Genomic DNA, 22,366 nt, shown 5'->3' on the forward strand with positions numbered 1-22,366 from the left:
GAGAACCCATGTCGTCGCAGTTCAACCTCCCCGATGTCGGCGAGGGCCTCACCGAGGCCGAGATCGTCTCGTGGAAGGTCGCCCCCGGCGACACCGTCACGGTGAACCAGGTGATCGTCGAGATCGAGACCGCCAAGTCGCTCGTCGAGCTGCCGTCCCCGTTCGCGGGCACGGTCGAGAGCGTGCTGGTCGAGGAGGGCACCACCGTCGAGGTCGGCACGCCCATCATCACGGTGTCGTCGGGTGCCGCGGCCCCCACGGGTTCGGCGGCGCCGGGCTCGGCGGCGCCGATTCAGGATGCTCCGCCCGCCCCCATCCGCGTGGTGCCCTCGGCCGACCTCACCGAGACCGAGTCGATGGTGGCCACCGCCGAGCGCACGGCCACCGCCGAGCGACCGGGCGCGGAGGAGAAGCCCGGAGCGGTGCTCGTCGGCTACGGCATCAAGGGCCACGTCGCCAGCCGCCGCTCCTCGCGCCGCAGCACGAGCGCCATCCCGGCCATCGGCGAGACCCGTGAGGGCACCCGTCCGGCCGAGCGGGTCGCCCGGGTGCAGCAGCCCATCCCGGGGCTCCCCGTGATCGCGAAGCCGCCCATCCGGAAGCTCGCGAAGGACCTCGGGGTCGACCTCAACGAGGTCACCCCCACCGGGCTGATCGGCGACATCACGCGCGACGACGTCGTGCGGCACGCCGAGCAGGCGAAGGTGTTCCACAACATCGAGACACCCCAGTGGGCGCCCGAGCGGGAGGAGCGCATCCCCGTCAAGGGCATGCGCAAGCAGATCGCGAAGGCGATGGTCGCGAGTGCGTTCACCGCCCCGCACGTGAGCCTCTTCGTCGACGTCGACGCCACCCGCACGATGGACTACGTCAAGCGGCTGAAGGCCTCGGCCGACTTCACGGGCGTCAAGATCTCCCCGCTCCTGATCATGGCGAAGGCCATCATCTGGGCGGTGCAGCGCAACCCCATGGTCAACTCGGCGTTCACCGAGAAGGAGATCATCGTGCGCAACTACGTGAACCTCGGCATCGCCGCTGCCACGCCGCGCGGCCTGATCGTGCCGAACATCAAGGATGCGCAGGACATGTCGATGCGCACCCTCGCCGAGTCGCTCGAGCAGCTCACGCTGACCGCGCGGGAGGGCCGCACCTCCCCCGCCGACATGGCCGACGGCACCATCACCATCACCAACATCGGCGTCTTCGGCATGGACACGGGCACCCCCATCCTGAACCCCGGCGAGGTCGGCATCGTGGCCCTCGGCACCATCAAGCAGCGCCCCTGGGTCGTCGACGGCGAGGTGCGCCCGCGCTTCGTCACCACCGTGGGCGCGAGCTTCGACCACCGCGTGGTCGACGGCGACGTGGCGAGCCGGTTCGTGGCCGACGTGGCCTCGATCCTCGAGGAGCCCGCGCTGCTGCTCGACTGAGCCGAGGCACTGCACCGCCCGGCTGATTTGCTATTGATAATCACTATCAATAGTGTGGGGCTGTGACCTCCCGACTCCTCCCTGTCCTCGCGTCCTCCGCGGTGCTCGCCCTCGGCCTGGCCGGATGCTCGTCCGGCTCGTCGGCCGACACCACCGCCACGTCCTCCGACGGCATCAGCATCGTCGCCTCCACCAACGTCTACGGCAGCATCGCCGAGGCCGTGGCCGGCGACGCCGCCACGGTGACCTCGATCATCGACAGCCCCGACAAGGATCCGCACGAGTACCAGGCCGACGGCCAGAACCAGCTCTCGCTCTCCAAGGCGCAGCTCGTGATCGAGAACGGCGGCGGCTACGACGACTTCGTCGACACGATGCTTTCGGCCGCCGACAACTCCGCCGCCACCGTGCTGAACGTCACCGACATCTCGGGCTACGACACCGAGCCGGCCGAGGGCGAGTTCAACGAGCACCTCTGGTACGACTTCCCCACGATGCAGAAGCTGGTCGATCAGCTGGTGAGCGAGCTGAGTGCGCTCGACGAGGGCAGCGCATCCGCCTTCTCGGCCAACGGCGAGGAGCTCAAGCAGCAGCTCGCCACACTCGAGAGCGGCGAGGCCGACATCGCCTCGGCGCACGAGGGCGCCGGCGTCGCCATCACCGAGCCGGTGCCGCTGTACCTGCTCGACGCGGCAGGCCTGACGAACAAGACGCCCGACGAGTTCAGCGAGGCCATCGAGGAGGACACCGACGTGCCGCCGCTGGTGCTGAACGAGACCCTCGCGCTGTTCGACGACAAGAGCATCGACGTGCTGGTCTACAACGAGCAGACCGGCGGCCCGCAGACGGATGCGGTGCTCGAGGCCGCGGAGAAGAACGGCATCCCGGCGGTGCCGGTCACCGAGACCCTCCCCGACGGCGTCGACTACGTCGAGTGGATGACGGCGAACCTGAAGGCGGTGTCCGACGCCCTCGGCTAGGCGCCGCTCGGCCTGGCGCCGGTCGGCCGGGTGCCCAACGGCGGGCCCCCGCGCCCACGGCAGTAGGGTGTCAAGGTGACCGACCCGGTGCTGACCCTGCGCGACGCGAGCCTCGCGTTCGGGCCCCGCACCCTCTGGTCGGGGCTCGACCTCGACGTGCAGCCGGGCGAGTTCATCGCCGTGCTCGGGTCGAACGGCTCGGGCAAGTCGAGCCTGCTGAAGGTCATCCTCGGACAGCAGCGGCTGAGCGGCGGGTCGGTGTCGTTCCTCGGGTCTCCCGGCCGGCGCGGCGACCGTCGAATCGGCTACGTGCCGCAGCAGAAGCTCGCCGACGACGGCACCCCGCTGCGCGCCCGCGACCTCGTGGCCCTCGGCCTCTCCGGTCACCGCTGGGGCGTGCCCCTTCCCTCCGCGGCCCGTCGCCGCGAGGTCGACGCCCTGCTGGAGGCCGTCGGCGCCACCGACTACGCGAACGTCGGCGTGGGCACCCTCTCGGGCGGCGAGCAGCAGCGGGTGCGCATCGGCCAGGCGCTCGCCGGGGAACCCCGGCTGCTGCTCTGCGACGAGCCCCTGCTCTCGCTCGACCTCACCCACCAGCGCGCCGTCAGCGAGCTGATCGACCGGCAACGGCGGGAGCGCGACTTCGGAGTGCTCTTCGTCACCCACGACATCAACCCGATCCTCGACATGGTCGACCGGGTGCTGTACCTTGCCGGCGGCGGCTTCCGGATCGGGACGCCGGAGGAGGTTCTGCGCTCGGAGGTGCTGAGCGAGCTCTACGGCTCGCGGGTCGACGTGATCCGCACGCACGGACGGGTGATCGTCGTCGGCACGCCCGACGGGGCCCACGGGCATCCGGACGACCAGCTCGCGCACCACGACGACCACGACCACCGGCCCTCCCCCGGGCTCCTCGGAGGGCTGCCGTGAACGGCGACATCTGGTCGGAGGTCTTCAACTTCGCGAACTACGGCGAGCTCGTGGTACTGCTGCGCAACTCGATCATCGCGGGCGCGGTGCTCGGCGTCGTGGGCGGCCTGATCGGCGTCTTCGTGATGTCGCGCGACATGGCGTTCGCGGTGCACGGCATCAGCGAGCTCTCGTTCGCCGGCGCCGCGGCCGGGCTGCTGTTCGGCATCGGGGTGGTGGAGGGCTCGATCATCGGTTCGCTGATCGCCTCGCTGATCATCGGGCTGCTCGGCTCGCGGGCGCGCGACCGCAACTCGATCATCGCGGTGCTGATGCCGTTCGGGCTGGGGCTCGGCATCCTCTGCCTCTCGCTCTACCCCGGCAGATCGGCGAACAAGTTCGGGCTGCTGACCGGGCAGATCGTCGCCGTCGACGACCCGCGGCTGAACTCGCTGATCGCCATCTCGATCGTCGTGGTGCTCGGGTTGCTGCTCGTCTGGCGGCCGCTCACCTTCGCCAGCGCCGACGCCGACGTCGCCTCCGCCCGAGGCGTGCCCGTGCGCGGACTGTCGATCGTGTTCATGCTGCTGCTCGGGCTCGCCGTCGCGGTCTCGGTGCAGATCGTCGGCTCGCTGCTGGTGCTCTCGATCCTCGTCACACCCGCCGCCGCCGCGCTGCGGCTCTCGTCGTCGCCCGTCGTCGTGCCGCTGCTCAGCACGCTGTTCGCCGTGCTGTCGCTCGTCGGCGGGATCATGCTCGCGCTCGGCGCCTCGGTGCCGATCAGCCCCTACGTGACCACCATCTCGTTCGCGATCTACCTGATCTGCCGCCTGGTGTCCTGGCGGCGACGACGTCGGGGCCTGTCGGGGCGGGTACCGTTGAACACGAGGACGGTGATGCAGTGAAGAGGAACACCTGGCAGCGCGAGGCGGTGCGGAGCGCCCTGGGAACCCAGATGGGCTTCGTCAGCGCGCAGAGCCTGCACTCCTCCCTGAAGAACTCGGGCTCGCAGATCGGTCTGGCGACCGTCTACCGCGCCCTCTCCGATCTCGCCCAGGAGGGCGAGGCCGACTCGCTGCAGTCGCCAGAGGGTGAGGCGCTCTACCGCGCCTGCTCGCTCGCGCACCACCACCACCTGATCTGCCGCAGCTGCGGTCTCACGGTCGAGATCGAGGCCGACGAGGTCGAGTCGTGGGCGCAGAAGACGGCCACGCTGCACGGCTTCAGCCGCCCCGAGCATGTCGTCGACATCTTCGGCTTCTGCTCGGCCTGCGTGCCCACCCCCTGACCGCTCTCGGCGCCCGTCGGGCGATGGTGTAAGCTAGCGAGGTTGGGTGGAATCCTCCGCCCTCTGCGGGGCCGTCACGAGGCGGGCCTGTCGACAAGTCATCTTGGGTGAGACGGTCGTCTCACGGTAACCAAATGGAGGAAGCAATGGCAGCAGTCTGCCAGGTGACAGGAGCCGTTCCCGGCTTCGGTCACAACATCTCGCACTCGCACCGGCGCACCAATCGCCGCTTCGACCCGAACGTGCAGAAGAAGAAGTACTACGTGCCTTCGCTTCGCCGTAACGTCACGCTGACCCTGTCGGCGAAGGGCATCAAGGTCATCGATGCTCGTGGAATCGAGTCGGTCGTCAAGGACCTCCTCGCTCGTGGGGAGAAGATCTAATGGCAAAGCAGCAGGACGTCCGTCCCATCATCAAGCTCCGCTCGACGGCGGGCACCGGTTACACCTACGTGACCAAGAAGAACCGTCGCAACGACCCCGACCGTCTCGTGCTGAAGAAGTACGACCCGGTCATCCGTAAGCACGTCGACTTCCGAGAGGAGCGGTAAACACATGGCTAAGAAGAGCAAGATCGCCAAGAACGAGCAGCGCAAGGTCATCGTGGAGCGGTACGCCGCGAAGCGCCTCGAGCTGAAGAAGGCCCTGGTCAGCCCGACCTCCACCGACGAGGAGCGCGAGACCGCCCGCCTCGGCCTGCAGAAGCTGCCGCGCAACGCGTCGCCGATCCGCGTGCGCAACCGCGACGCCGTCGACGGCCGCCCCCGCGGAAACCTCAGCAAGTTCGGAATCAGCCGTGTCCGCTTCCGCGACATGGCGCACCGGGGCGAATTGCCGGGCATTACGAAGTCCAGCTGGTAAATTACCCACGGTCGTACCGACCAACCGAACTGGCCCTGTGGCCGGGACCGTTCCACTGAAAGAGCTACCCAGGTAGCGAAGAGGTCCGAGGAGGACACCTTAAATGGCTGACAAGTCACTCAACAAGACCGAGCTCGTCGCAGCCGTCGCCGCCGCTTCCGGCCAGACGCAGGCTTCCGTCAACGAGGTGCTCGACGCTCTCTTCTCGACGCTGGCCGACTCGGTCGCCTCGGGCACCAAGGTCACGATCCCGGGCTGGCTCGCCGTCGAGCGCACCTCGCGCGCCGCTCGCACCGGCCGCAACCCGCAGACCGGCGCCACCATCGAGATCCCGGCCGGTCACTCGGTCAAGATCTCGGCCGGTTCGAAGCTGAAGGCTGCTGCCAAGTAGTCGCTTCACCACCAGCTCAGAAGGGCGACGGCTTCGGCCGCCGCCCTTCCGCTGTTAACGCACCCGGCGTCTCGGCTGCTGCCTCCGTTTACTCCGTCGACTCCGTTCCGGCCGTTCCGGCAAAGGCCCAGGCCGACGCGCGTACAGTGGATGGGTGCTGAGAGTCGTCCGCGTGTCAGGCCCCGCCGTTCTGGTGGTGGCGGCCTTCGCGGCCCTCCTGATCGCCCTCGCCATCGGCGGTGGCGCCGCACCGCAGCTGCTCGAGGATCCCGGGCCCGTCGTGCGGTTCGGGCTGCCGATCACCTCGACGCTCGTCAACATCTCGGCCGCCGGCATGATCGGTGCCATCGGCCTGGTGGTCTTCGCCATCCCGCCCTCGAGCCCGGCCTGGAGTCGTGCCCTCGACGTGGCCGCCGCATCCGCCGGCCTGTTCACCGTGGCGGCGGCGCTCACGGGCTTCTTCAGCTACCTCAGCGTCACCGCTCGCGCCCTCAGCTTCGACGACGCGTTCAGCCAGGGTCTCGGGCAGTTCCTCACCCAGATCGAGCTCGGTCAGGCCTGGCTGCAGACCACGCTGCTCGGCGCGGTCGTCACCGTGCTGTGCTTCGCCGTGCGCAACCACACCGCGCTCGTGTTCGTCGGCCTGGTCGCCGTCGTCTGCCTGGTGCCCATGGCCCAGCAGGGACACGCCGCGGGTGTCGACGGCCACGACGCCGCCATCACCGCGCTCGGCCTGCACCTCGTCTTCGCCGCGGCCTGGCTCGGCGGGCTCGTGGTCATCGTGCTGCTCAGCCGGCAGCTGACCACGCCGGTGCTCGTCGACGTCGTCGCCCGCTACTCGACGGTGGCGATCGTCTGCTTCGTCGTGGTCGCGGCCTCCGGCTACGTCAGCGCCGAGCTGCGGGTCGGCTCGCTCGACCGGCTGCTCACGCCCTACGGCATCCTGGTGCTGGTCAAGGTGGGCGCGCTGCTCGCCCTCGGTCTGATCGGGGCCCTGCACCGCCGCTACGTCATCGGCAAGCTCGGCACGACCGAGCGGCGCCGGCACTTCTGGTGGCTCGTCGTCGCCGAGCTCGGCTTCATGGGCATCGCCACCGGCTTCGCCGCCGCCCTCGCCCGCACCGCCACCCCGGTGCCGCAGGAGGTGCCCGAGACCCAGACCGCCGCGCAGATCCTCACCGGCGAGAAGCTGCCCCCCGAGCTGACGGTCGGCAACTTCCTCACCCAGTGGAACTTCGACCTGATCTGGGTGCTCGTCTGCGCCTTCGCGATCTTCTTCTACGTCGCCGGGGTGCTGCGCCTGCGCCGCCGCGGCGACCGGTGGCCCTGGTATCGCACCGTGCTCTGGATCGCGGGCATCCTGCTGCTCTTCTACGTCACCAACGGCGGCCTCAACGTCTACGAGAAGTTCCTCTTCAGCGCGCACATGTTCGGTCACATGACGCTCAGCATGATGGTGCCGCTGCTGCTCGTGCCCGCTGCGCCCGTCACGCTCGTGCTGCGGGCCGTGAAGAAGCGCGGCGACGGCAGCCGGGGCGTCCGCGAGTGGGTGCTGCTCGCGGTGCACTCCAAGGTCGCCACGGTGATCGCGAACCCGGTCGTGGCGGGCGTGCTCTTCGCCACCAGCCTCGTCACCTTCTACTACACGCCGCTGTTCCGCTGGGCGACCGAGAACCACTTCGGTCACGAGTGGATGATCGTGCACTTCCTGATCGTCGGCTACCTCTTCGTGCAGGCCCTGATCGGCGTCGACCCGGTGCCGTACAAGCTGCCGTACCCGTTCCGGCTGCTGCTCCTGCTCGGCACGATGGCGTTCCACGCCTTCTTCGGGCTCGCCCTGATGGAGGGCACGGGGCTGCTGCTCGCCGACTGGTTCGGCGCCACCGGCCGCGACTGGGGCCCGAGCGCGCTGCAGGACCAGCAGAACGGCGGCGGCATCGCCTGGAGCATCGGCGAGATCCCGACCTTCACGCTCGCCCTGATCGTCGCGATCCAGTGGAGCCGCGTCGACAAGAAGGAGACGAAGCGACGCGACCGCAACGCCGACCGCACGAACGAGGCCGAGCTCGGTGAGTACAACGCGATGCTCGAGCGCCTCGCCGAGAAGGACACGGCGCGCTAGACGCCCGAATGTCAGCCGCGCGGCGCGAACTGGATCGCGCCGTCGGGCTCGATGCCCAGCGCGAAGGTCACGTCGTAGGGGATCGAGCGGTCGATCGTGGTGACCGTGCCGTCGAAGAGCGAGCGGATGTCCACCCGCACGTGCGCGCTGCCCGACGCCGTCGGTACCACCCAGCTGTCCTGCCCGGCGATGATCGTCAGCGCGGGGAAGGTCTCGATCGACCAGTCGGGCTCGGAGACGATGCGGTCGTCGACCTCCAGCCCGAACGGGCAGCCCGGAGGATAGAGGAGCGTCTCGGTGGCGCAGTCGGCCAGGAAGTCGTGCACCGTCGTCTGCACCTCGTCGAGGAAGCGCGTGGTGGGCTGCACGTCGACGATGGCGCTGACCGAGCTGCCGGTGCTGGTCGCGACGAGCTTGGACGGGTAGGCGCCGAGGTAGTGCGAGGTGTGGCCGAGCACCGTCAGACTCGGCACCAGCAGGTCGTAGCTGCGATTGGCCCGGAACGCGCCCGCGTCGCCGGCCGACACCTGCACCGTGCCGGCGGTGAAGGTGCTCGCGTGCGAGACGGTGACCTCGGCCCGGGCGGTGGGCGAGCGCAGGAACTCCCACTCGGGGAAGACCAGCCAGCTCGTGCCCGTCTGCACCACGTCGAACTCGGTCTGGCCCTCGACCTGCTGCTCGCCGGTGCCGGTCAGCGTGTAGGAGTAGACGATGCGGTGGCGACCGGGGATGATCTCGGTGTCGCTGACCTCGCTGATGCCCGTGATGCCGCCGAGCGCATCCGGGGTCACCAGAGCCGCCTCGCCGGTGCCGGCCTCGTCGCCGCTCGTGAGCTTGACGCCGGGGGTCGCGAGGGCGCCGGGCACGTCGTGCTCGGCGAGGGCCTCGAGGTAGAGCCGCACGAAGGTGCTGGCACTGAACAGCTCGCGGTTCAGGATGCCCACGGCCGACACGAGGGCGGCGATCGTGAGCACGAACAGGCCCACCCAGATCACGATCGATCGGTGCAGGGCCTCGCGCCTGTCCACACCTCCCGCATCCATGTGCACAGTTTAGGCGGGAGCCGGGAGACCGCTCCGGGCGGCGGGTAGATTGGAGGGATGGCCAGGCCCACTCTCTCCGCCGAGCAGCAGCGCGTGTTCGAGCTGATCGAGGGCACCCGCAAGCACGTCTTCGTCACCGGCCGGGCCGGTACCGGCAAGTCGACCCTGCTGAACCACCTCTCGTGGAACACCGAGAAGCAGCTCGTCATCTCGGCCCCCACGGGCGTCGCCGCCCTGAACGTGGGCGGTCAGACCATCCACTCGCTCTTCCGGCTGCCGATCGGCGTCATCGCCGACAGCGAGATCGAGCAGAACGCCGAGGTGCGCAAGCTCCTCAACACCATCGACACCCTCGTGATCGACGAGGTGTCGATGGTCAACGCCGACCTGATGGATGCGATGGACCGCTCGCTCCGGCAGGCGCGGGGCCGCAAGGCGGAGCCGTTCGGCGGGGTGCAGGTCGTGCTGTTCGGCGACCCCTACCAGCTGGCCCCCGTGCCGGGAGACGGCGAGGAGCGCGCCTACTTCGCCGACCACTACCGCTCGATGTGGTTCTTCGACGCCAAGGTGTGGGAAGAGACGGAGCTCGAGATCGTCGAGCTGACCGAGATCCACCGCCAGCACGACGACGAGTTCAAGCACATGCTGAACGCGGTGCGCTTCGGCATGGTCACGAAGGAGATCGCCGACGTGCTGAACGCCACGGGCGCCCGCTCCCCCGCGCCCGACACCGCCATCACCCTGGCGACCCGCAATGACGCGGTCAACCGCATCAACCAGACGGCCCTCGGCCGGCTGCCCGGCCGGGTGCTCAGCGCCAAGGCCGAGATCAGCGGCGACTTCGGGGGTCGCGCCTACCCGGCCGACCTGAACCTCGAGCTCAAGGTGGGCGCGCAGGTGATGTTCCTCCGCAACGACGCCGATCAGCGCTGGGTCAACGGCACGGTGGGCACCGTGACGAAGATCTCCTCGACGGTGTGGGTCGAGGTCGACGGCGAGGTGCACGAGGTCGACCCGGTGGCCTGGGAGAAGCACCGCTACTCCTACGCTCCCGAGTCGAAGAAGCTCAGCAAGGAGGTGATCGGCGAGTTCACCCAGTTCCCGCTGCGCCTGGCCTGGGCGGTCACCATCCACAAGTCGCAGGGGCAGACGTACGACGAGGCCGTGGTCGACCTAGGGGCCCGCGTGTTCAGCCCCGGCCAGACCTATGTGGCGCTCTCGCGGCTCACCTCGCTCGAGGGCCTCTACCTCAGCCGGCCGCTCCGCCCCTCCGACATCATCGTCGACCCGGCCGTGCAGGCCTTCATGCGGCGCCGCCGCGACGAGGCGGCCGCCGCCCGCGCCTGATCTTCTTCCTCTCTGAGGAATCCTCGGGTAGTGTGGGTCCATGACCGTACGCCCTCGAATCGTGATCGTGCTGGTGGCCGCGTTGCTGGCCGCCGGCGCCGCACCGGGTGCGGCGGCCGAGAGCCCCGGTGTCGTGAGCCTCGGTGCCGTGAGCCTCGGTGCCGTGCCGTTCGTGCGCGACACCATCACGGTGCCGCACGGGCCGAAGGCAGGTGACGAGCTCGCCGTCGACCCGGTCAGCCGTCAGCTGTACCTGACCGGCGACGGGGTGAACGGCGTCTCGGTGTTCGACACGACGAGCCGGCGCTTCACGACGTCCATCGCGACGGGACCGGAGGGCAGTCCCGGCAGGTATCCCTCGGGAATCGGGATCGACTCGAGCATCGGGCGGGTGTTCGTGGCCGACGAGAGCGACGACACGGTGACCGTCATCGACGTGACGAGCAATGCGGTGATCGAGCGGATCGAGCTCGCGCAGCCGGGTCAGACCCTGCGTGCCCACCACGTGGCGGTCGATCCCATCGCTCATCGCGCCTACGTCCTGAACCTGGCCGCCGATTTCATCTCGGTGGTCGACACGGTGTCGCTGCAGGTGATCGGAGCGATCGACGAATTCGGCGGGGTGACCGCGGACGCGTCCGACCTGGCGATCGATCCGGGGCTGCACAAGGGCTACGTCATCGATTCCGGTGCGGGCACGGTGTCCGTGTTCGACACGCTCTCCGGCAAGGCGTCATCGACGATCACCGCGGGCATCGGGGGCTTCCCCCGTGACATAGCCGTCGATGCGATACGGCATCGCGCCTACACCGCCGACTACACAACCCAAACGGTCTCGATCATCGACACCGCGCGTGACGTCGCGGTGGGCACCGTTCCTGTCGGATCGGGCCCGATGTCGATCGCGATCGACTCCTCGTCGCAGCTGGTCTACGTCATGAACCTCGAGGGCGAGACCGTCAGCGTGATCGACGCGACGGCGGGCCGGGTGCTGACGATCCTGGAGCAGGGCGGGCGATATGGAACAGGGCCGCGCCCGTCGGCCGTCGCCGTGGACGAATCGACGTCGACGGCCTACGTGCTGAGCTGGCCCACCGGGTCGATCGCCGTCGTCGCCTCGGGACGCTCCCGCACGTCGACGATCGAGCGACAGGGCGGCGCCGACCGCTACGGCACGGCGGCCGAGGTGTCGCGGCAGACCTTCGCGCCCGGTGTGCCCGTGGCATACATCGCCTCCGGGGCGGCCTTTCCCGATGCTCTGTCGGGAGGGGCTGCTGCCGCCGCAGACGGCGGACCGGTGCTCCTCGTGGCCCCTGACGACGTGCCGGCCGTCGTCGCCGCCGAACTCCGCCGGCTGCGGCCGGCGAGGATCGTCGTGCTCGGGGGGAGTCTCGCGGTCTCCGACGGAGTGCTCGCAGCGCTGAAGGCCTTCGCCCCGAAGGTCGATCGGATCGGGGGCGCCGATCGGTTCGAGGTCTCGGCGGCGGTCTCGGCCGAGACGTTCGCAGAGCATCCGACGGTCGCCTTCGTCGCGTCCGGTGCCGCCTTCCCCGATGCGCTGGCGGGCGGAGCAGCGGCCGGCCTCGACGGGGCCCCGATGCTGCTCACGAGGAGGGACGGGGTTCCCGCCGCGGTCACGGCCGAGCTCAGGCGACTGAAGCCCGATCGCATCGTGCTGCTCGGGGGGCAGGCGGCCGTGTCGGGAGAGGCCGAGTCGGAACTGCGCCTGATCGCGCCGACGAGCCGGCTGTCGGGGGCCGACCGCTTCGCGGTCTCCGCTGCCATCTCGCACGAGTCCTTCCCCGTGGTGCGCACCGACACGGTCTTCATCGCCTCGGGCGAGACCTTCCCCGACGCCCTGGCCGGGTCGCCGGCCGCGGTCACGACCTGGGCTCCCGTGCTGCTGGCCAGACGGGACTCGCTCCCCCAGGCCACCGTCGACGAGCTCGACCGCCTAAGGCCGTCGCGCATCGTCGTGCTCGGCGGCCCGGCGGCGATCAGCGCGGCGACGATGGACAAGCTGAAGGGCCATCTGCGCTGACGCGGGGGCGGGGCTCGTGGTCGGCCCCCCCTTACTGGGGCGGGTGCGGCCCCGCGCGGGCGAGGGAGCGCCGATAGCCTTGCGGCGAGGGGGTTCACCATGGCAACTGTGCTGTATCGCATCGGCCGGTTCGCCGCACGGCGGAGCATCGTCGTCATCGTGGGCTGGATCGTTCTGCTCGTGCTCATCGTCGGCGGCGGGCAGCTGCTGCAGAAGTCGTTCGCCTCCGCGTTCGAGATCCCGGGCACCGAGTCGCAGCAGGCGATCGACATGCTCGACCAGCGCTTCCCCCAGGCCGCGGGCGGCTCGGTGCGCGTCATCTTCGAGGTGCCGGAGGGGTCGAGCATCCAGGACTTCGAGTCGCAGATCGCGGCGGCCGACGAGGCGATGAAGGCGTCCCCCGACGTGGTCGGGGTGAGCGGTCCCTTCGACGAGAACGTGACGGGCCAGGTCTCCGACTCCGGTGACTACTCGGGCCGCCTCGCCTTCAGCACGGTGCAGCTGACGGTGGCGAGCTCCGACTTCACCGCGGCCGATGCGACCGCGCTGAAGGCCGCCGCCGAGACGGCTGCGACGGGTGGGATGACCGTCGCGTACTCCGGCCTCACCGATGTCAGCACGGCCGCCGCCGACACCGAGCTGATCGGCCTCGCCGTGGCCTTCGTCGTGCTGCTGATCACCTTCGGCTCGCTGCTCGCCGCCGGGATGCCCCTCGTCACCGCCGTGATCGGGGTGGTCGTCGCGTACTCGCTGATCGTGCTGTCGACGGCGTTCGCCGACGTCTCCTCGACCGCTCCGCTGCTCGCGACCATGCTCGGCCTCGCGGTGGGCATCGACTACGCCCTGTTCATCGTCTCGCGGCACCGGGCCCAGCTCATCCGCGGCATGGATCCGAAGGAGTCGGCGGCCGTCGCGACCTCCACGGCCGGCAGCGCGGTGGTCTTCGCCGGCCTCACCGTCGTGATCGCGCTCCTCGGCCTCGCGGTCGTGCAGATCCCGTTCCTCACCGTGATGGGTCTCGGCGCCGCGGTGGCCGTGGTCGTGGCGGTTCTCGTGGCCCTCACGCTGCTGCCGGCCATCCTGGGCCTGTTCGGCCGCACGCTGGTGCCGAAGCCGACCTCGCGCTCGGCCAAGCGGGAGCTGGCGGCCGAGGGCACGCACCGCACCCTCGGCGCCCGCTGGGTGGCGATCGTCACGGCCAAGCCGGTGATCACCGTCGCGGTCGTGGTGATCGGTCTCGTGATCGTCGCACTGCCCGTCGGCTCGATGCGCCTGACGCTCCCGGATGCGGGCTACAACCCCGAGGGCTCGGTCTCGCGCACCGGCTACGACCTGCTCGACGAGGGCTTCGGTCCCGGCTTCAACGGGCCGCTGCTCGTGACCGCCGACGTCTCGACCGTGGGCGCGGCCGACCTCGGCGACGCCATCACCGCGTTCGGGGACCGGTTCGGCGGCCTCGCCGACGTCCAGTCGGTGAGCCAGGTGGTGCCGAACGCCACGGCCGACATGCTCATCGTCTCGATCACGCCCGATTCGGCGCCCGACAGCACTGCCACCCAGAACCTGGTGCAGAGCATCCGCTCGAGCGAGCCGGCGTTCGAGAAGGCGAACGGCTTCGGCTACCAGGTGACGGGGCAGACCGCCCTCGGCATAGACGTCTCCGAGCGGCTGCAGAGCGCGCTGGTGCCCTACGGCATCGTCGTGGTGGGGCTGTGCATCATCCTGCTCACCATCGTGTTCCGCTCGCTCGCCGTGCCCGTGACGGCGACCGTCGGCTACCTGCTGTCGGTGTTCGCGTCGTTCGGCATCGTCACCGCGGTGTTCGAGTGGGGGTGGCTGGCCGACGTGCTCGGCGTGGCCAAGGTCGGGCCCGTGATCAGCTTCTTCCCGATCCTCCTGATGGCCGTGCTGTTCGGCCTGGCGATGGACTACCAGGTCTTCCTGGTGTCCCGGATGCGCGAGGAGTTCGTCAAGACGGGCGACCCGCACACCGCGGTGCGGCACGGCTTCATCGGCGCCGCGCGCGTCGTGACCGCTGCGGCGCTGATCATGTTCGCGGTGTTCGCCTCGTTCGTGCCCGGCGGCGGAGCGGTGCTGCAGCCGATCGCGCTGGGCCTCGCGGCCGGTGTCTTCATCGACGCCTTCCTGGTGCGGATGACGTTCATCCCCGCGGTGATGATCCTGCTGGGCCGCTGGGGCTGGGCGCTGCCCGCGTGGCTCGGGCGCATCCTGCCGAACGTCGACCTCGAGGGTGAGGGCGTGCGCGAGCTGCTCTCCGCCACCGAGTGGCGGCCGCTCGACGAGGCGGGGCGGCCGTTCGCCGTCGCCGCCGCGGGAGCCGTCGTGGTGGGCGCGGAGGCCGCGCCGTTCGAGCTGCGCGCCGAGGCGGGCGAGCTCGTGCTCGTGACGGGGGCGTCGTCGACGCACCCCGAGGCCGTGGTCGCCGCGTTCGCCGGGCGGCAGGAGCTGCGGGGCGGGCACCTGCGGGTGCTCGACCAGCCGCTGCCGTTCCACGCGGCGGCCCTGCGGCGGAGCTCGGTGCTGGTGCAGCGCCCCGTCGACGCGTCGCTCGGGGACTCGGCCGGTGCGCTGCCGTCCGGAGCCCCCGGCGTGCTCGCCCGGCTCGAGCACGAGCTCGGGATCGAGCTCGACGAACTCTGGGGAGCTCCCATCGCGGAGCAGTGGTTGCGGAGCCTCGCGGTGGCGACCACCACCCGGGCGCGGCTCGTCGCGATCGACGCCACCGGCATCCCGACCCCGCTGCTGCAGCGGGCGCTCGCCGTGCTGCACGACGCCCTGCCGCTCGCCGCGACCCTCGCCGTGGCGCACCACGGCGCCCGGCTGGAGCTGAGCGGCCGGACCGTGCGGGTGCTCGCCCTCTCCCCCGCTCCCCCGGGGCTCGAGCTGACGGCGCACCTGCCCGCGAAGGAGCTCGCCGCGCCGGCAGCACCGGCGGCACTCGAAACCGCACCGGCCGACACCACCGACGACGCCCCGGCCTCCCCCACCGACAGCACCCCTCGAGAAGAAGTGACCGCATGACGAGCCTCCGATCCCTCGTGCGCCGCGGTGACACCGCGCCCGTCTCCCCACTCGGACGCCGCATCGCCATCGGGCTCGCCGTCCTCACGCCGCTGCTGATCGCGGGCGTGGCCGTGAGCGCGTTCCAGAGCCCGGCCGGAGCCGAGGCGGGGCCGAGCGCCGCCGACTCCCCCTCGAGCACCGCCCCCCTGCTGCCCGCCGCCCTGGTGAACGAGGACGAGTACGTCGACGTCACGGCCGCGGACGGGACGACGTCGAAGGCCGTGTTCAGCAAGCTGCTGACCACCGACCTCACCGACGGCACCTCGGGCACGGGCTTCAGCTGGACCCTCACCGACGCGAAGACCGCCTCGGCGGGCCTGGCATCCGGGGACTTCGCCGCCGTCGTGACGATCCCCTCAGACTTCAGCGCCTCGTTCCAGTCGGTCGGCACCGCGAACCCGGTGCAGTCGACGCTGCAGGTGCAGACCGACGCCGGCAGCAGCTACGCCACCCAGCTGCTCGCGGACGCTCTCTCGACCGACCTCCAGGCCGCCGTCTCCCGCCAGATCACCTCGGGCTACGTCACCAAGTCGCTGGAGGCCTTCGGCGGGGTGCGCACCAGCCTCTCCCAGGCCGCGGGCGGGGCGACCCAGATTGCAGGCTACGTCGACCAGGCGGGCACCGGTGCCGATCAGCTCGCCGGCGGGCTCACGAAGGCGGTCGACGAGGGAGCGGCGCCGCTCACCACGGGCGTCCAGGGCCTGGCGACCGGTCTGAGTGCGCTCTCCACCGGAGCGGCCGTGCTCCCGGTGGCGGCGGACGACTTCGCTGCCGCGTCCTCGGGGATCTCCTCGGCGATGACGGTGCTGAAGGACCGCCTCGGTCAGGAGAGTCTGGCGAGCCTCGCGATCGACGATCGCCAGAAGACGCTGGAAGCGGGCATCCAGGCGCTCAGCGACGAGGTGCCCACCCTCACCCCGACTGAGATCCAGGATCGGCTCACCGCGCTGAAGGACGAGGCCGCCGGCATCCGCGTGGCGTCCTTCACCGTCACCCTCGGCCTCGGTCTCGACACGCTCGGCGTCACGGCGCTCGACGGCTTCACGACCGAACTCAGTGCGGCGCAGACGCAGTTCGCCGCCAAGGTGCCGGAGCTGACCGACAATCTCGCCCTGGCCTCGGACGGGGCGGGCAAGCTCGCCGTCGGCATGGTGACGCTGACGGGTGGCCTCCGCGACGCCGCCAAGGGCGCCTCCGACCTCGGCGGCAGCCTGCACCAGCTCAGCGCCGCCCCGCAGGAGCTCGCGACCAAGCTGCAGGAGGGGTCCGACCAGATCCCGGCGTACACCGCCGACCAGCAGACGCAGCTGGCGACCGTGGTCACGCAGCCCATCCTGACCGCGCAGACCAGCGTGGGCGGGGCGCCCTCCCCCGCTGCCGCGATCGCCGCCGTGGTCATCCCGCTGGCGCTCTGGCTGGGCGCGTTCGCCGTCTACCTCCTGCTGGCGCCGTTCACGCGCCGGGCTCTCGACTCCACGGCTTCGACGTTCCGGGTTGTCGTGGCCGCGCTGGCCCCGGCCGCGCTGCTCGGTCTGGTGCAGGCCGCTGTCGTGGCCGTGGTGCTGTTCGCCGTCGGGGTCGATCCGGCCCGGCTGGCCGGTGGCATCCTGTTCTCGCTGCTGATGTCGCTCGTGTTCGTCACCCTGCACCAGGGGCTGATCGCCCTGCTCGGCCAGACCGGACGGGTGCTCTCGATCGCCCTGCTCGCGGTGCAGGTCGCCGCCGCGGCCGTGATCGTCCCGGCCGGGTTGAGCTCGTCGCTCTACACCGGGCTCGCGTCGCTGCTGCCGCTGACCAACGCCATCACGGGGCTCCAGGCCCTGCTCTCGGGCGGCTCCCTCGACGCCGTTCTCGGGGCCGCCATGGCGCTCGCCGTGTTCGGCCTGATCGGTCTCGCCCTCAGCCTCGTGGCGGCGTCGCGTCAGCGTTCGCGCGATGTCGTGGTCATCGCCTCCCAGCCGGCCCTTCCCGCGGGGGCCAGGGCGGCGACCGCCTAGGCGACCTGCGCGGCCTTGGCCTGAGCCAGGTCGAGGAACAGCTCGGTGTTGAAGCGGTAGGCGACGAGCACCTCGTCGATCACCCGCTCCCGCTCCGCCGCGTCCCAGTTGACCGCGTCGAGCTGGGTGCGGTAGGTCTCCTTGAACTCCTTCGGCTTCGCGATGTCGCCGAAGAGGTAGAAGCCCACGCCGTTGGTCTCGAAGCCGAACTGGCGCTGCATCAGGGTGCGGATGATCTGCCCGCCCGAGAGGTCACCGAGGTAGCGCGTGTAGTGGTGGGCGATGAAGCCGCCGTTCCAGGTGGCCGCGACCTCGTCGATGCGCCGCACGTAGCGGGCAGTGGTGGGCAGCGGCACGATCTGCTCGCGCCAGTCGTCGCCGATCAGGAACCGCAGGTCTTCGACGATCGCGGGCAGCCGGGTGAGCTTCGGCGAGATGAACGCCGCCGCCACGGGGTCGTTCTTCATCCGGTCGGCGGCCGCCTCGAGCGACTCGTAGATGAAGAAGTGCTGCGCCACCAGCGCGATGTAGTCGTCGCGCGAGCCCTTGCCGCTCATCAGATCCGTCATGAAGCCGGCGCCCTCGCTGTCGGAATGTCCGGTCCAGGTGCGCTCGCGGAGCGCCTGCGAGAAGGGGATCACTGCAGCCATGCGTTCAGTCCAAGCCGTCGGAGGTTAGGTTGCCCTAACTGTAGCGGAGGGAACGGCCGGAATGTCTCCGAGTTCGTCATGAATGCGGGCGCGGTTCGATACCCAGCACCGCGCACGCCTCGTCGTAAAGCGCCACGATCTCCCGCCGCACCTCCCCGCGCTCGGTGATCGCCCCGGCCGGCCAGGCGACGGATGCGCGATGCACCCCCCGGGCGGTGGTGACGTCCCACACCCCGCCGTCCCCGTCCAGCCCGGCCATCTCGGCCGACTCCGCTGACGGGTCGACGAAGGCGCGGGCGATCAGCAGGTTGTCGTCGCTGTGGTCGCCGTTCATGTGGCGGAGGATCGCCTCGACGACCTCGGGTGCGAATGCGGTCATGGTCCCGAACGCTAGTCCAGGAGCTGCGCCTGCAGGAAATAGGTGCTGCGCGCGAAGGCCAGCGCGGCGGCGTTGCGGTCGACGAGCGGCAGCACCGTGGCGTTCGCGAAACCGGCCGTGGTTCCGGCGTAGCTGTGCTGGGTGACCGGGGTGCCGTGCTCCTTCAAGCGGCTGACGAAGCCGTCGACGTCGGCGCCTCCGGCCCACGCGGTGTCCTCGGCGCGGTGCAGCAGCACGGGCGCGGGGATGACCCCGCCCTCGTCGTCGCCGAGCAGTGCGTAGTAGGCGACCACCGCATCCGCCACCCCGCGCTGGGCGAGCCGCAGGGCGTAGCGACCGCCGAGCCCGAGCCCGATCAGTCCGACCCGGGCGGGGCTGCCCTCCGCGGCACCCTCCGGGGTTCGGGCCAGCGCCACGGCGTCGTCGAGCGTCGCCAGGGCGAAGCCCGGGTCGAGTCGCGCCTCGAGCTCGGCCGCCCCGTCGGGCTCGGTCGTGGCGACCCCGTCGAACAGGTCGGGCACCACCACGAAGAAGCCCTGCCCGGCGAGGGCGCGGGCGTAGGCCTCGAGATACGGCAGTCGGCCGTAGGCGTCGTGCACGATCACGACGGCGGGTCGCCCGCTCTCGCCGAACTGCAGCGGCCAGCCGGGCGAGGGGATGTCGACGAACTCCGGCATCAGCCGACCCCCTTCTCGTCGGCGAGGCGCAGGTGGTTCACGTGCATGGCCGTCTGCGCCAGCGCCGAGAAGCGGTGGAACGGGCGGAGGTTCTGCCAGCCGGCCGACCAGCGGACGCCCTCGGCGACCGTCCAGACGGTGGCACCCGGGCTCTGCTCCAGCAGCGCCGCGATCTCCGCCGAGCGGGCGAGATGGTGCTCGCGCGTCTCGCGCACTCGGGCACCGAGCCCGGTGAATCGGAAGCCGTGGCCGGGCAGCACCTGATACATGCCGTCCGAGGCATACGACTCTCCGGGCTCCAGCTGCTCGAGCCGGTCGAGCGAAGCCAGGTGGTCGCCGATCGCGTCCTCGGCCGGTCCGCCGAGCCCGATGCCCCCGAAGATCGCCGGCAGCAGATGGTCGCCGGTGAAGACCAGCCGCTCGTCGCGCTCGACGAGCGCGATGTGTCCGGGCGTATGACCGGGGGTGTCGAGCACCTCGAGCCGCCGGCCAGGGACGTCGAGCACGTCGCCGTCGGAGAGCAGCCCGTCGGCGCTGGACCGCGCGGCGGTCACCTCGATCGACATCGGCTCGAGCTCCTCGCGCCGGGCGCTCGGCACACCCCAGCTGATCAGACGGGCGGTCGCCGCACCCGGGGTCTGCCGATCTCGGGCATCGGCGAGGCGCGCGATGGCGGCCTGCTCGCGCTCGTGCAGCACGATGCGGGCACCGGTGCGCTCCCGCAGGTGCTCGGCGAGGCCCAGGTGGTCGCGGTGCAGGTGGGTCGAGACGGTGCTGCGCACGTCGGCGACGGATCGGCCGAGCGCGTGGAGGGCGCTCTCGAGGCGGGCCCGGTTCTCCTCGGAGTCCCAGCCGGGGTCGATGACGTGCACCCCGCCCGTGTCGTCGAGCACGAGGTAGCTCAGCGTGTAGCGGGGCGAATGGGTCGATCCGAGCGCCTGGGGCAGCACGTGCAGCCAGTCCCGCACCGGCGCGAGAGGGGGCAGGCCCTCCCCCGTCTTCTCGGCGCGGAACTCGTCCTCGCTGACCGCCTCGACCCCGGGCACGGGCGTGGTCCTCACGGCAACCGGCTGATCGTCTCGAGGAACAAACCGGCGAAGCGCGCCACGTCGACATCGAGGGCGACATCGACCGGATGCGCGGCCGACGCTCCCCCGGCGTGCACCGTGTCCTCCCCCACCCGCCGGCGCCGGTCGACGACGGTCTGGCCCCGGCTCTCCCCGCCGAGCTCCACCCGAACCGGATGGCGCTCCACCCGGAGGGCCCCCGGATCGACCAGCGCGCAGAGCGCTCCCGCGTCGCCGATGTGACCGCCGAACGCGGCCGGGTCCCCGGCCTCGTCCGACTCCGGGTCGGCCATCTGGAAGTGCAGCAGCGCACCGGCCAGCCGCTCCGACGCGGACTCCGATCCGAGCAGGAGCCGCGCGGCCGGCTCGTCGATCGTCACCTGGTTGAACACGTCGAGCCCGTACATGAACGTGGGCACGCCCGAGTCGAGCACCACGGCGGCCGCCTCCGGGTCGTGCCAGACGTTGAACTCCGCCACCGCGGTCGCGTTGCCGCCCGAGGCGGACCCGCCCATGAAGAGGATGCGCTCGATCTTCGGGGCGACCTCCGGGTGCAGGCGGAGCAGCAGGGCGAGGTTCGTCTGCGGGGCGAGCGCGACGATCGTGACGGGATGATCGGAGGCGAGCAGGAGGTCGCGGGCGAGATCGACGGCGTGCCGCGCATCCGGAACCCGCTCGGAGACGGGCAGACCCAGGTCGCCGAGACCGTCGGTGCCGTGCACGTGCGAGGCCCGGGGCGGCTCGATCAGGGGCCGGATCGCCCCGGCGGCGACCGGGATGTCGGGAGCGCCGGCGATGTCGAGCACGGTCAGCGTGTTGGCGACCACGTTCTCGAGCGAGGTGTTGCCCGCGACGCAGGTGATGCCGACGAGCTCGATGTCGGGATGCGCGACCGCGAAGAGCACGGCGAGGGCGTCATCGACGCCGGTGTCGACGTCGAGCAGTACACGTTGGGCCACGGGCCCAATCTAGCGCGGGGTGCGCGTCGACCAGAGAGCCCACGCCACCAGCACCGGCTGGAAGGCCAGCCGCACCGCGCGCCGGCGGTCGGTGTCGAGGCCGAAGGCGCTGCGGCCGTGCAGCCACTGGGAGACGTTGCCGGGGAAGATCGCCGTGAAGAAGAGGGCCGCGACGGTGCCGACGGCCTTCTTGTGCCCGGGGAGCGCGACCAGGGCGGCGCCCAGGGCGATCTCGGCGACACCCGAGGCGAGCACGACGGTGTCGGTGTCGACCGGCACGAACTCGGGCACCTGGGCCTGGAAGTCGCGGCGGGCGAAGGTGAGGTGGCTGGTGCCGGCGAAGACGAGAGCCGAGCCGAGGGCCACGCGGGCGATGGTGCGGAGGGGGAGTGCCATGGAGCAATGATGCTCCGTTCGGAGCGGATGACGGGAATCGAACCCGCGCTATCAGCTTGGGAAGCTGAAGTTCTGCCATTGAACTACATCCGCGCATCCGCCACGGCGGGCGAACGCGTCAAGTCTATACACTGACTGCGTGCTCCTCTCCGACCGCGACATCCGAACCCAGATCCGCGAGAACCGGGTCAGCCTCGAGCCCTTCGATCCGGCCATGGTGCAGCCCTCCTCGGTCGACGTGCGGCTCGACCGGTACTTCCGGCTGTTCGACAACCACAAGTACCCCTTCATCGACCCCGCGGCCGACCAGCCCGAGCTGACCCGCCTGATCGAGGCGAAGCCCGACGAGCCGTTCATCCTGCACCCGGGGGAGTTCGTGCTCGGCGCGACCTACGAGCGCGTCAGCCTGCCCGACGACCTGGCGGCGCGCCTCGAGGGCAAGAGCTCGCTCGGTCGACTGGGCCTCCTGACCCACTCCACCGCGGGCTTCATCGACCCCGGCTTCTCGGGTCACGTCACCCTCGAGCTGAGCAACGTGGCGACGCTGCCGATCAAGCTCTGGCTGGGCATGAAGATCGGTCAGCTGTGCTTCTTCCAGCTCTCGAGCCCGGCCGAGCGCCCCTACGGCTCGACCGAGTACAGCTCGCGCTACCAGGGGCAGCGCGGGCCGACGGCCTCGCGCTCGCACCTGAACTTCCACCGCACCGACGTCTCCACCCTGACCCAGGGGTCGGCGGGGGAGTAGG

Annotated in this window: 22 protein-coding genes and 1 tRNA gene; 15 read left to right on the forward strand and 8 right to left on the reverse strand. The window is 70.7% G+C overall.

Annotated elements, in window-relative coordinates; all coding sequences use genetic code 11:
- The first annotated feature begins 8 nt into the window (after window positions 1-8).
- From HQQ85_RS08680 to HQQ85_RS08725, 10 genes are all read left to right on the forward strand, one after another.
- The gene (locus HQQ85_RS08680; protein ID WP_173182127.1) at window positions 9-1,430 is read left to right on the forward strand and encodes a dihydrolipoamide acetyltransferase family protein; all 1,422 of its coding nucleotides are present in this window, start codon (window positions 9-11) and stop codon (window positions 1,428-1,430) included.
- A gap of 62 nt (window positions 1,431-1,492) precedes the next feature.
- A complete protein-coding gene (locus HQQ85_RS08685) occupies window positions 1,493-2,410 on the forward strand; it encodes a metal ABC transporter solute-binding protein, Zn/Mn family (RefSeq protein ID WP_173182128.1) in 918 nt (305 codons plus the stop codon).
- A gap of 75 nt (window positions 2,411-2,485) precedes the next feature.
- Window positions 2,486-3,340 (forward strand): metal ABC transporter ATP-binding protein, encoded by an 855-nt coding sequence (locus HQQ85_RS08690; RefSeq protein ID WP_371741820.1) that lies wholly within the window; start codon window positions 2,486-2,488, stop codon window positions 3,338-3,340.
- A complete protein-coding gene (locus tag HQQ85_RS08695; RefSeq protein ID WP_173182129.1) occupies window positions 3,337-4,224 on the forward strand; it encodes a metal ABC transporter permease in 888 nt (295 codons plus the stop codon). Before HQQ85_RS08690 ends, HQQ85_RS08695 begins: the two co-directional genes overlap by 4 nt.
- Window positions 4,221-4,607 (forward strand): transcriptional repressor, encoded by a 387-nt coding sequence (locus HQQ85_RS08700; RefSeq protein WP_173182130.1) that lies wholly within the window; start codon window positions 4,221-4,223, stop codon window positions 4,605-4,607. The genes HQQ85_RS08695 and HQQ85_RS08700 overlap by 4 nt, the downstream gene beginning before the upstream one ends.
- 146 nt (window positions 4,608-4,753) lie before the next feature.
- Window positions 4,754-4,990 carry a 50S ribosomal protein L28 gene (gene rpmB / locus HQQ85_RS08705; protein ID WP_173182131.1) on the forward strand — a complete coding sequence of 79 codons (237 nt, stop codon included), beginning with the start codon at window positions 4,754-4,756 and terminating at the stop codon, window positions 4,988-4,990.
- The gene (gene rpmG / locus HQQ85_RS08710; protein WP_022897487.1) at window positions 4,990-5,157 is read left to right on the forward strand and encodes a 50S ribosomal protein L33; all 168 of its coding nucleotides are present in this window, start codon (window positions 4,990-4,992) and stop codon (window positions 5,155-5,157) included. Before rpmB ends, rpmG begins: the two co-directional genes overlap by 1 nt.
- A gap of 4 nt (window positions 5,158-5,161) precedes the next feature.
- Window positions 5,162-5,467, forward strand: coding sequence for a 30S ribosomal protein S14 (gene rpsN / locus HQQ85_RS08715; protein ID WP_173182132.1), 306 nt, complete (start codon window positions 5,162-5,164; stop codon window positions 5,465-5,467).
- A gap of 103 nt (window positions 5,468-5,570) precedes the next feature.
- The gene (locus HQQ85_RS08720) at window positions 5,571-5,858 is read left to right on the forward strand and encodes an HU family DNA-binding protein (RefSeq protein ID WP_022897485.1); all 288 of its coding nucleotides are present in this window, start codon (window positions 5,571-5,573) and stop codon (window positions 5,856-5,858) included.
- 154 nt (window positions 5,859-6,012) lie between these two features.
- On the forward strand, window positions 6,013-7,980 hold the full coding sequence (locus HQQ85_RS08725) for a cytochrome c oxidase assembly protein (RefSeq protein WP_371741821.1): 1,968 nt from the start codon (window positions 6,013-6,015) through the stop codon (window positions 7,978-7,980).
- 11 nt (window positions 7,981-7,991) lie between these two features.
- Here the strand turns inward: HQQ85_RS08725 and HQQ85_RS08730 are convergent, their stop codons facing one another.
- Complete coding sequence (locus HQQ85_RS08730) at window positions 7,992-9,023, reverse strand: hypothetical protein (RefSeq protein ID WP_173182133.1); 1,032 nt, start codon at window positions 9,021-9,023, stop codon at window positions 7,992-7,994.
- Between the two features lie 57 nt (window positions 9,024-9,080).
- Here HQQ85_RS08730 and HQQ85_RS08735 point away from each other — a divergent pair, with 57 nt between their 5' ends.
- The 4 genes from HQQ85_RS08735 (at window position 9,081) to HQQ85_RS08750 (ending at window position 17,492) form a co-directional block, all read left to right on the forward strand.
- Window positions 9,081-10,370, forward strand: a complete 1,290-nt coding sequence (locus tag HQQ85_RS08735; protein WP_173182134.1) for an ATP-dependent RecD-like DNA helicase — start codon at window positions 9,081-9,083, stop codon at window positions 10,368-10,370.
- Between the two features lie 40 nt (window positions 10,371-10,410).
- Window positions 10,411-12,411 carry a cell wall-binding repeat-containing protein gene (locus HQQ85_RS08740; RefSeq protein WP_173182135.1) on the forward strand — a complete coding sequence of 667 codons (2,001 nt, stop codon included), beginning with the start codon at window positions 10,411-10,413 and terminating at the stop codon, window positions 12,409-12,411.
- A 99-nt stretch (window positions 12,412-12,510) separates the two neighbouring features.
- Window positions 12,511-15,453, forward strand: coding sequence for an MMPL family transporter (locus HQQ85_RS08745; protein ID WP_173182136.1), 2,943 nt, complete (start codon window positions 12,511-12,513; stop codon window positions 15,451-15,453).
- Window positions 15,450-17,492, forward strand: a complete 2,043-nt coding sequence (locus HQQ85_RS08750) for a YhgE/Pip domain-containing protein (RefSeq protein WP_173182137.1) — start codon at window positions 15,450-15,452, stop codon at window positions 17,490-17,492. The genes HQQ85_RS08745 and HQQ85_RS08750 overlap by 4 nt, the downstream gene beginning before the upstream one ends.
- On the opposite strand, the gene HQQ85_RS08755 is transcribed toward HQQ85_RS08750, so the two are convergent.
- The 7 genes from HQQ85_RS08755 to HQQ85_RS08785 form a co-directional block, all read right to left on the reverse strand.
- Complete coding sequence (locus HQQ85_RS08755) at window positions 17,489-18,142, reverse strand: heme oxygenase (biliverdin-producing) (protein WP_173182138.1); 654 nt, start codon at window positions 18,140-18,142, stop codon at window positions 17,489-17,491. The genes HQQ85_RS08750 and HQQ85_RS08755 overlap by 4 nt on opposite strands.
- Before the next feature lie 76 nt (window positions 18,143-18,218).
- Window positions 18,219-18,521, reverse strand: coding sequence for a DUF2470 domain-containing protein (locus HQQ85_RS08760; protein ID WP_173182139.1), 303 nt, complete (start codon window positions 18,519-18,521; stop codon window positions 18,219-18,221).
- 11 nt (window positions 18,522-18,532) lie between these two features.
- Window positions 18,533-19,198: a dienelactone hydrolase family protein gene (locus HQQ85_RS08765; protein ID WP_173182140.1), complete on the reverse strand. Its 666-nt coding sequence runs from the start codon at window positions 19,196-19,198 to the stop codon at window positions 18,533-18,535.
- Window positions 19,198-20,259, reverse strand: coding sequence for an MBL fold metallo-hydrolase (locus HQQ85_RS08770; RefSeq protein ID WP_173182141.1), 1,062 nt, complete (start codon window positions 20,257-20,259; stop codon window positions 19,198-19,200). Before HQQ85_RS08770 ends, HQQ85_RS08765 begins: the two co-directional genes overlap by 1 nt.
- Window positions 20,256-21,224 carry a nucleoside hydrolase gene (locus HQQ85_RS08775; RefSeq protein WP_371741822.1) on the reverse strand — a complete coding sequence of 323 codons (969 nt, stop codon included), beginning with the start codon at window positions 21,222-21,224 and terminating at the stop codon, window positions 20,256-20,258. Before HQQ85_RS08775 ends, HQQ85_RS08770 begins: the two co-directional genes overlap by 4 nt.
- Before the next feature lie 9 nt (window positions 21,225-21,233).
- Window positions 21,234-21,620 carry a hypothetical protein gene (locus HQQ85_RS08780; protein WP_173182142.1) on the reverse strand — a complete coding sequence of 129 codons (387 nt, stop codon included), beginning with the start codon at window positions 21,618-21,620 and terminating at the stop codon, window positions 21,234-21,236.
- Between the two features lie 22 nt (window positions 21,621-21,642).
- Window positions 21,643-21,713, reverse strand: a tRNA-Gly gene (locus HQQ85_RS08785).
- Window positions 21,714-21,759: 46 nt separating this feature from the next.
- On the opposite strand from HQQ85_RS08785, the gene dcd reads away from it, so the two are divergent.
- Complete coding sequence (gene dcd / locus HQQ85_RS08790) at window positions 21,760-22,365, forward strand: dCTP deaminase (protein WP_173182143.1); 606 nt, start codon at window positions 21,760-21,762, stop codon at window positions 22,363-22,365.
- The last annotated feature ends 1 nt before the right edge of the window (window position 22,366 follow it).

The organism is Herbiconiux sp. VKM Ac-2851, assembly GCF_013205105.1.
Taxonomy (GTDB): Bacteria; Actinomycetota; Actinomycetes; order Actinomycetales; family Microbacteriaceae; genus Herbiconiux; species Herbiconiux flava.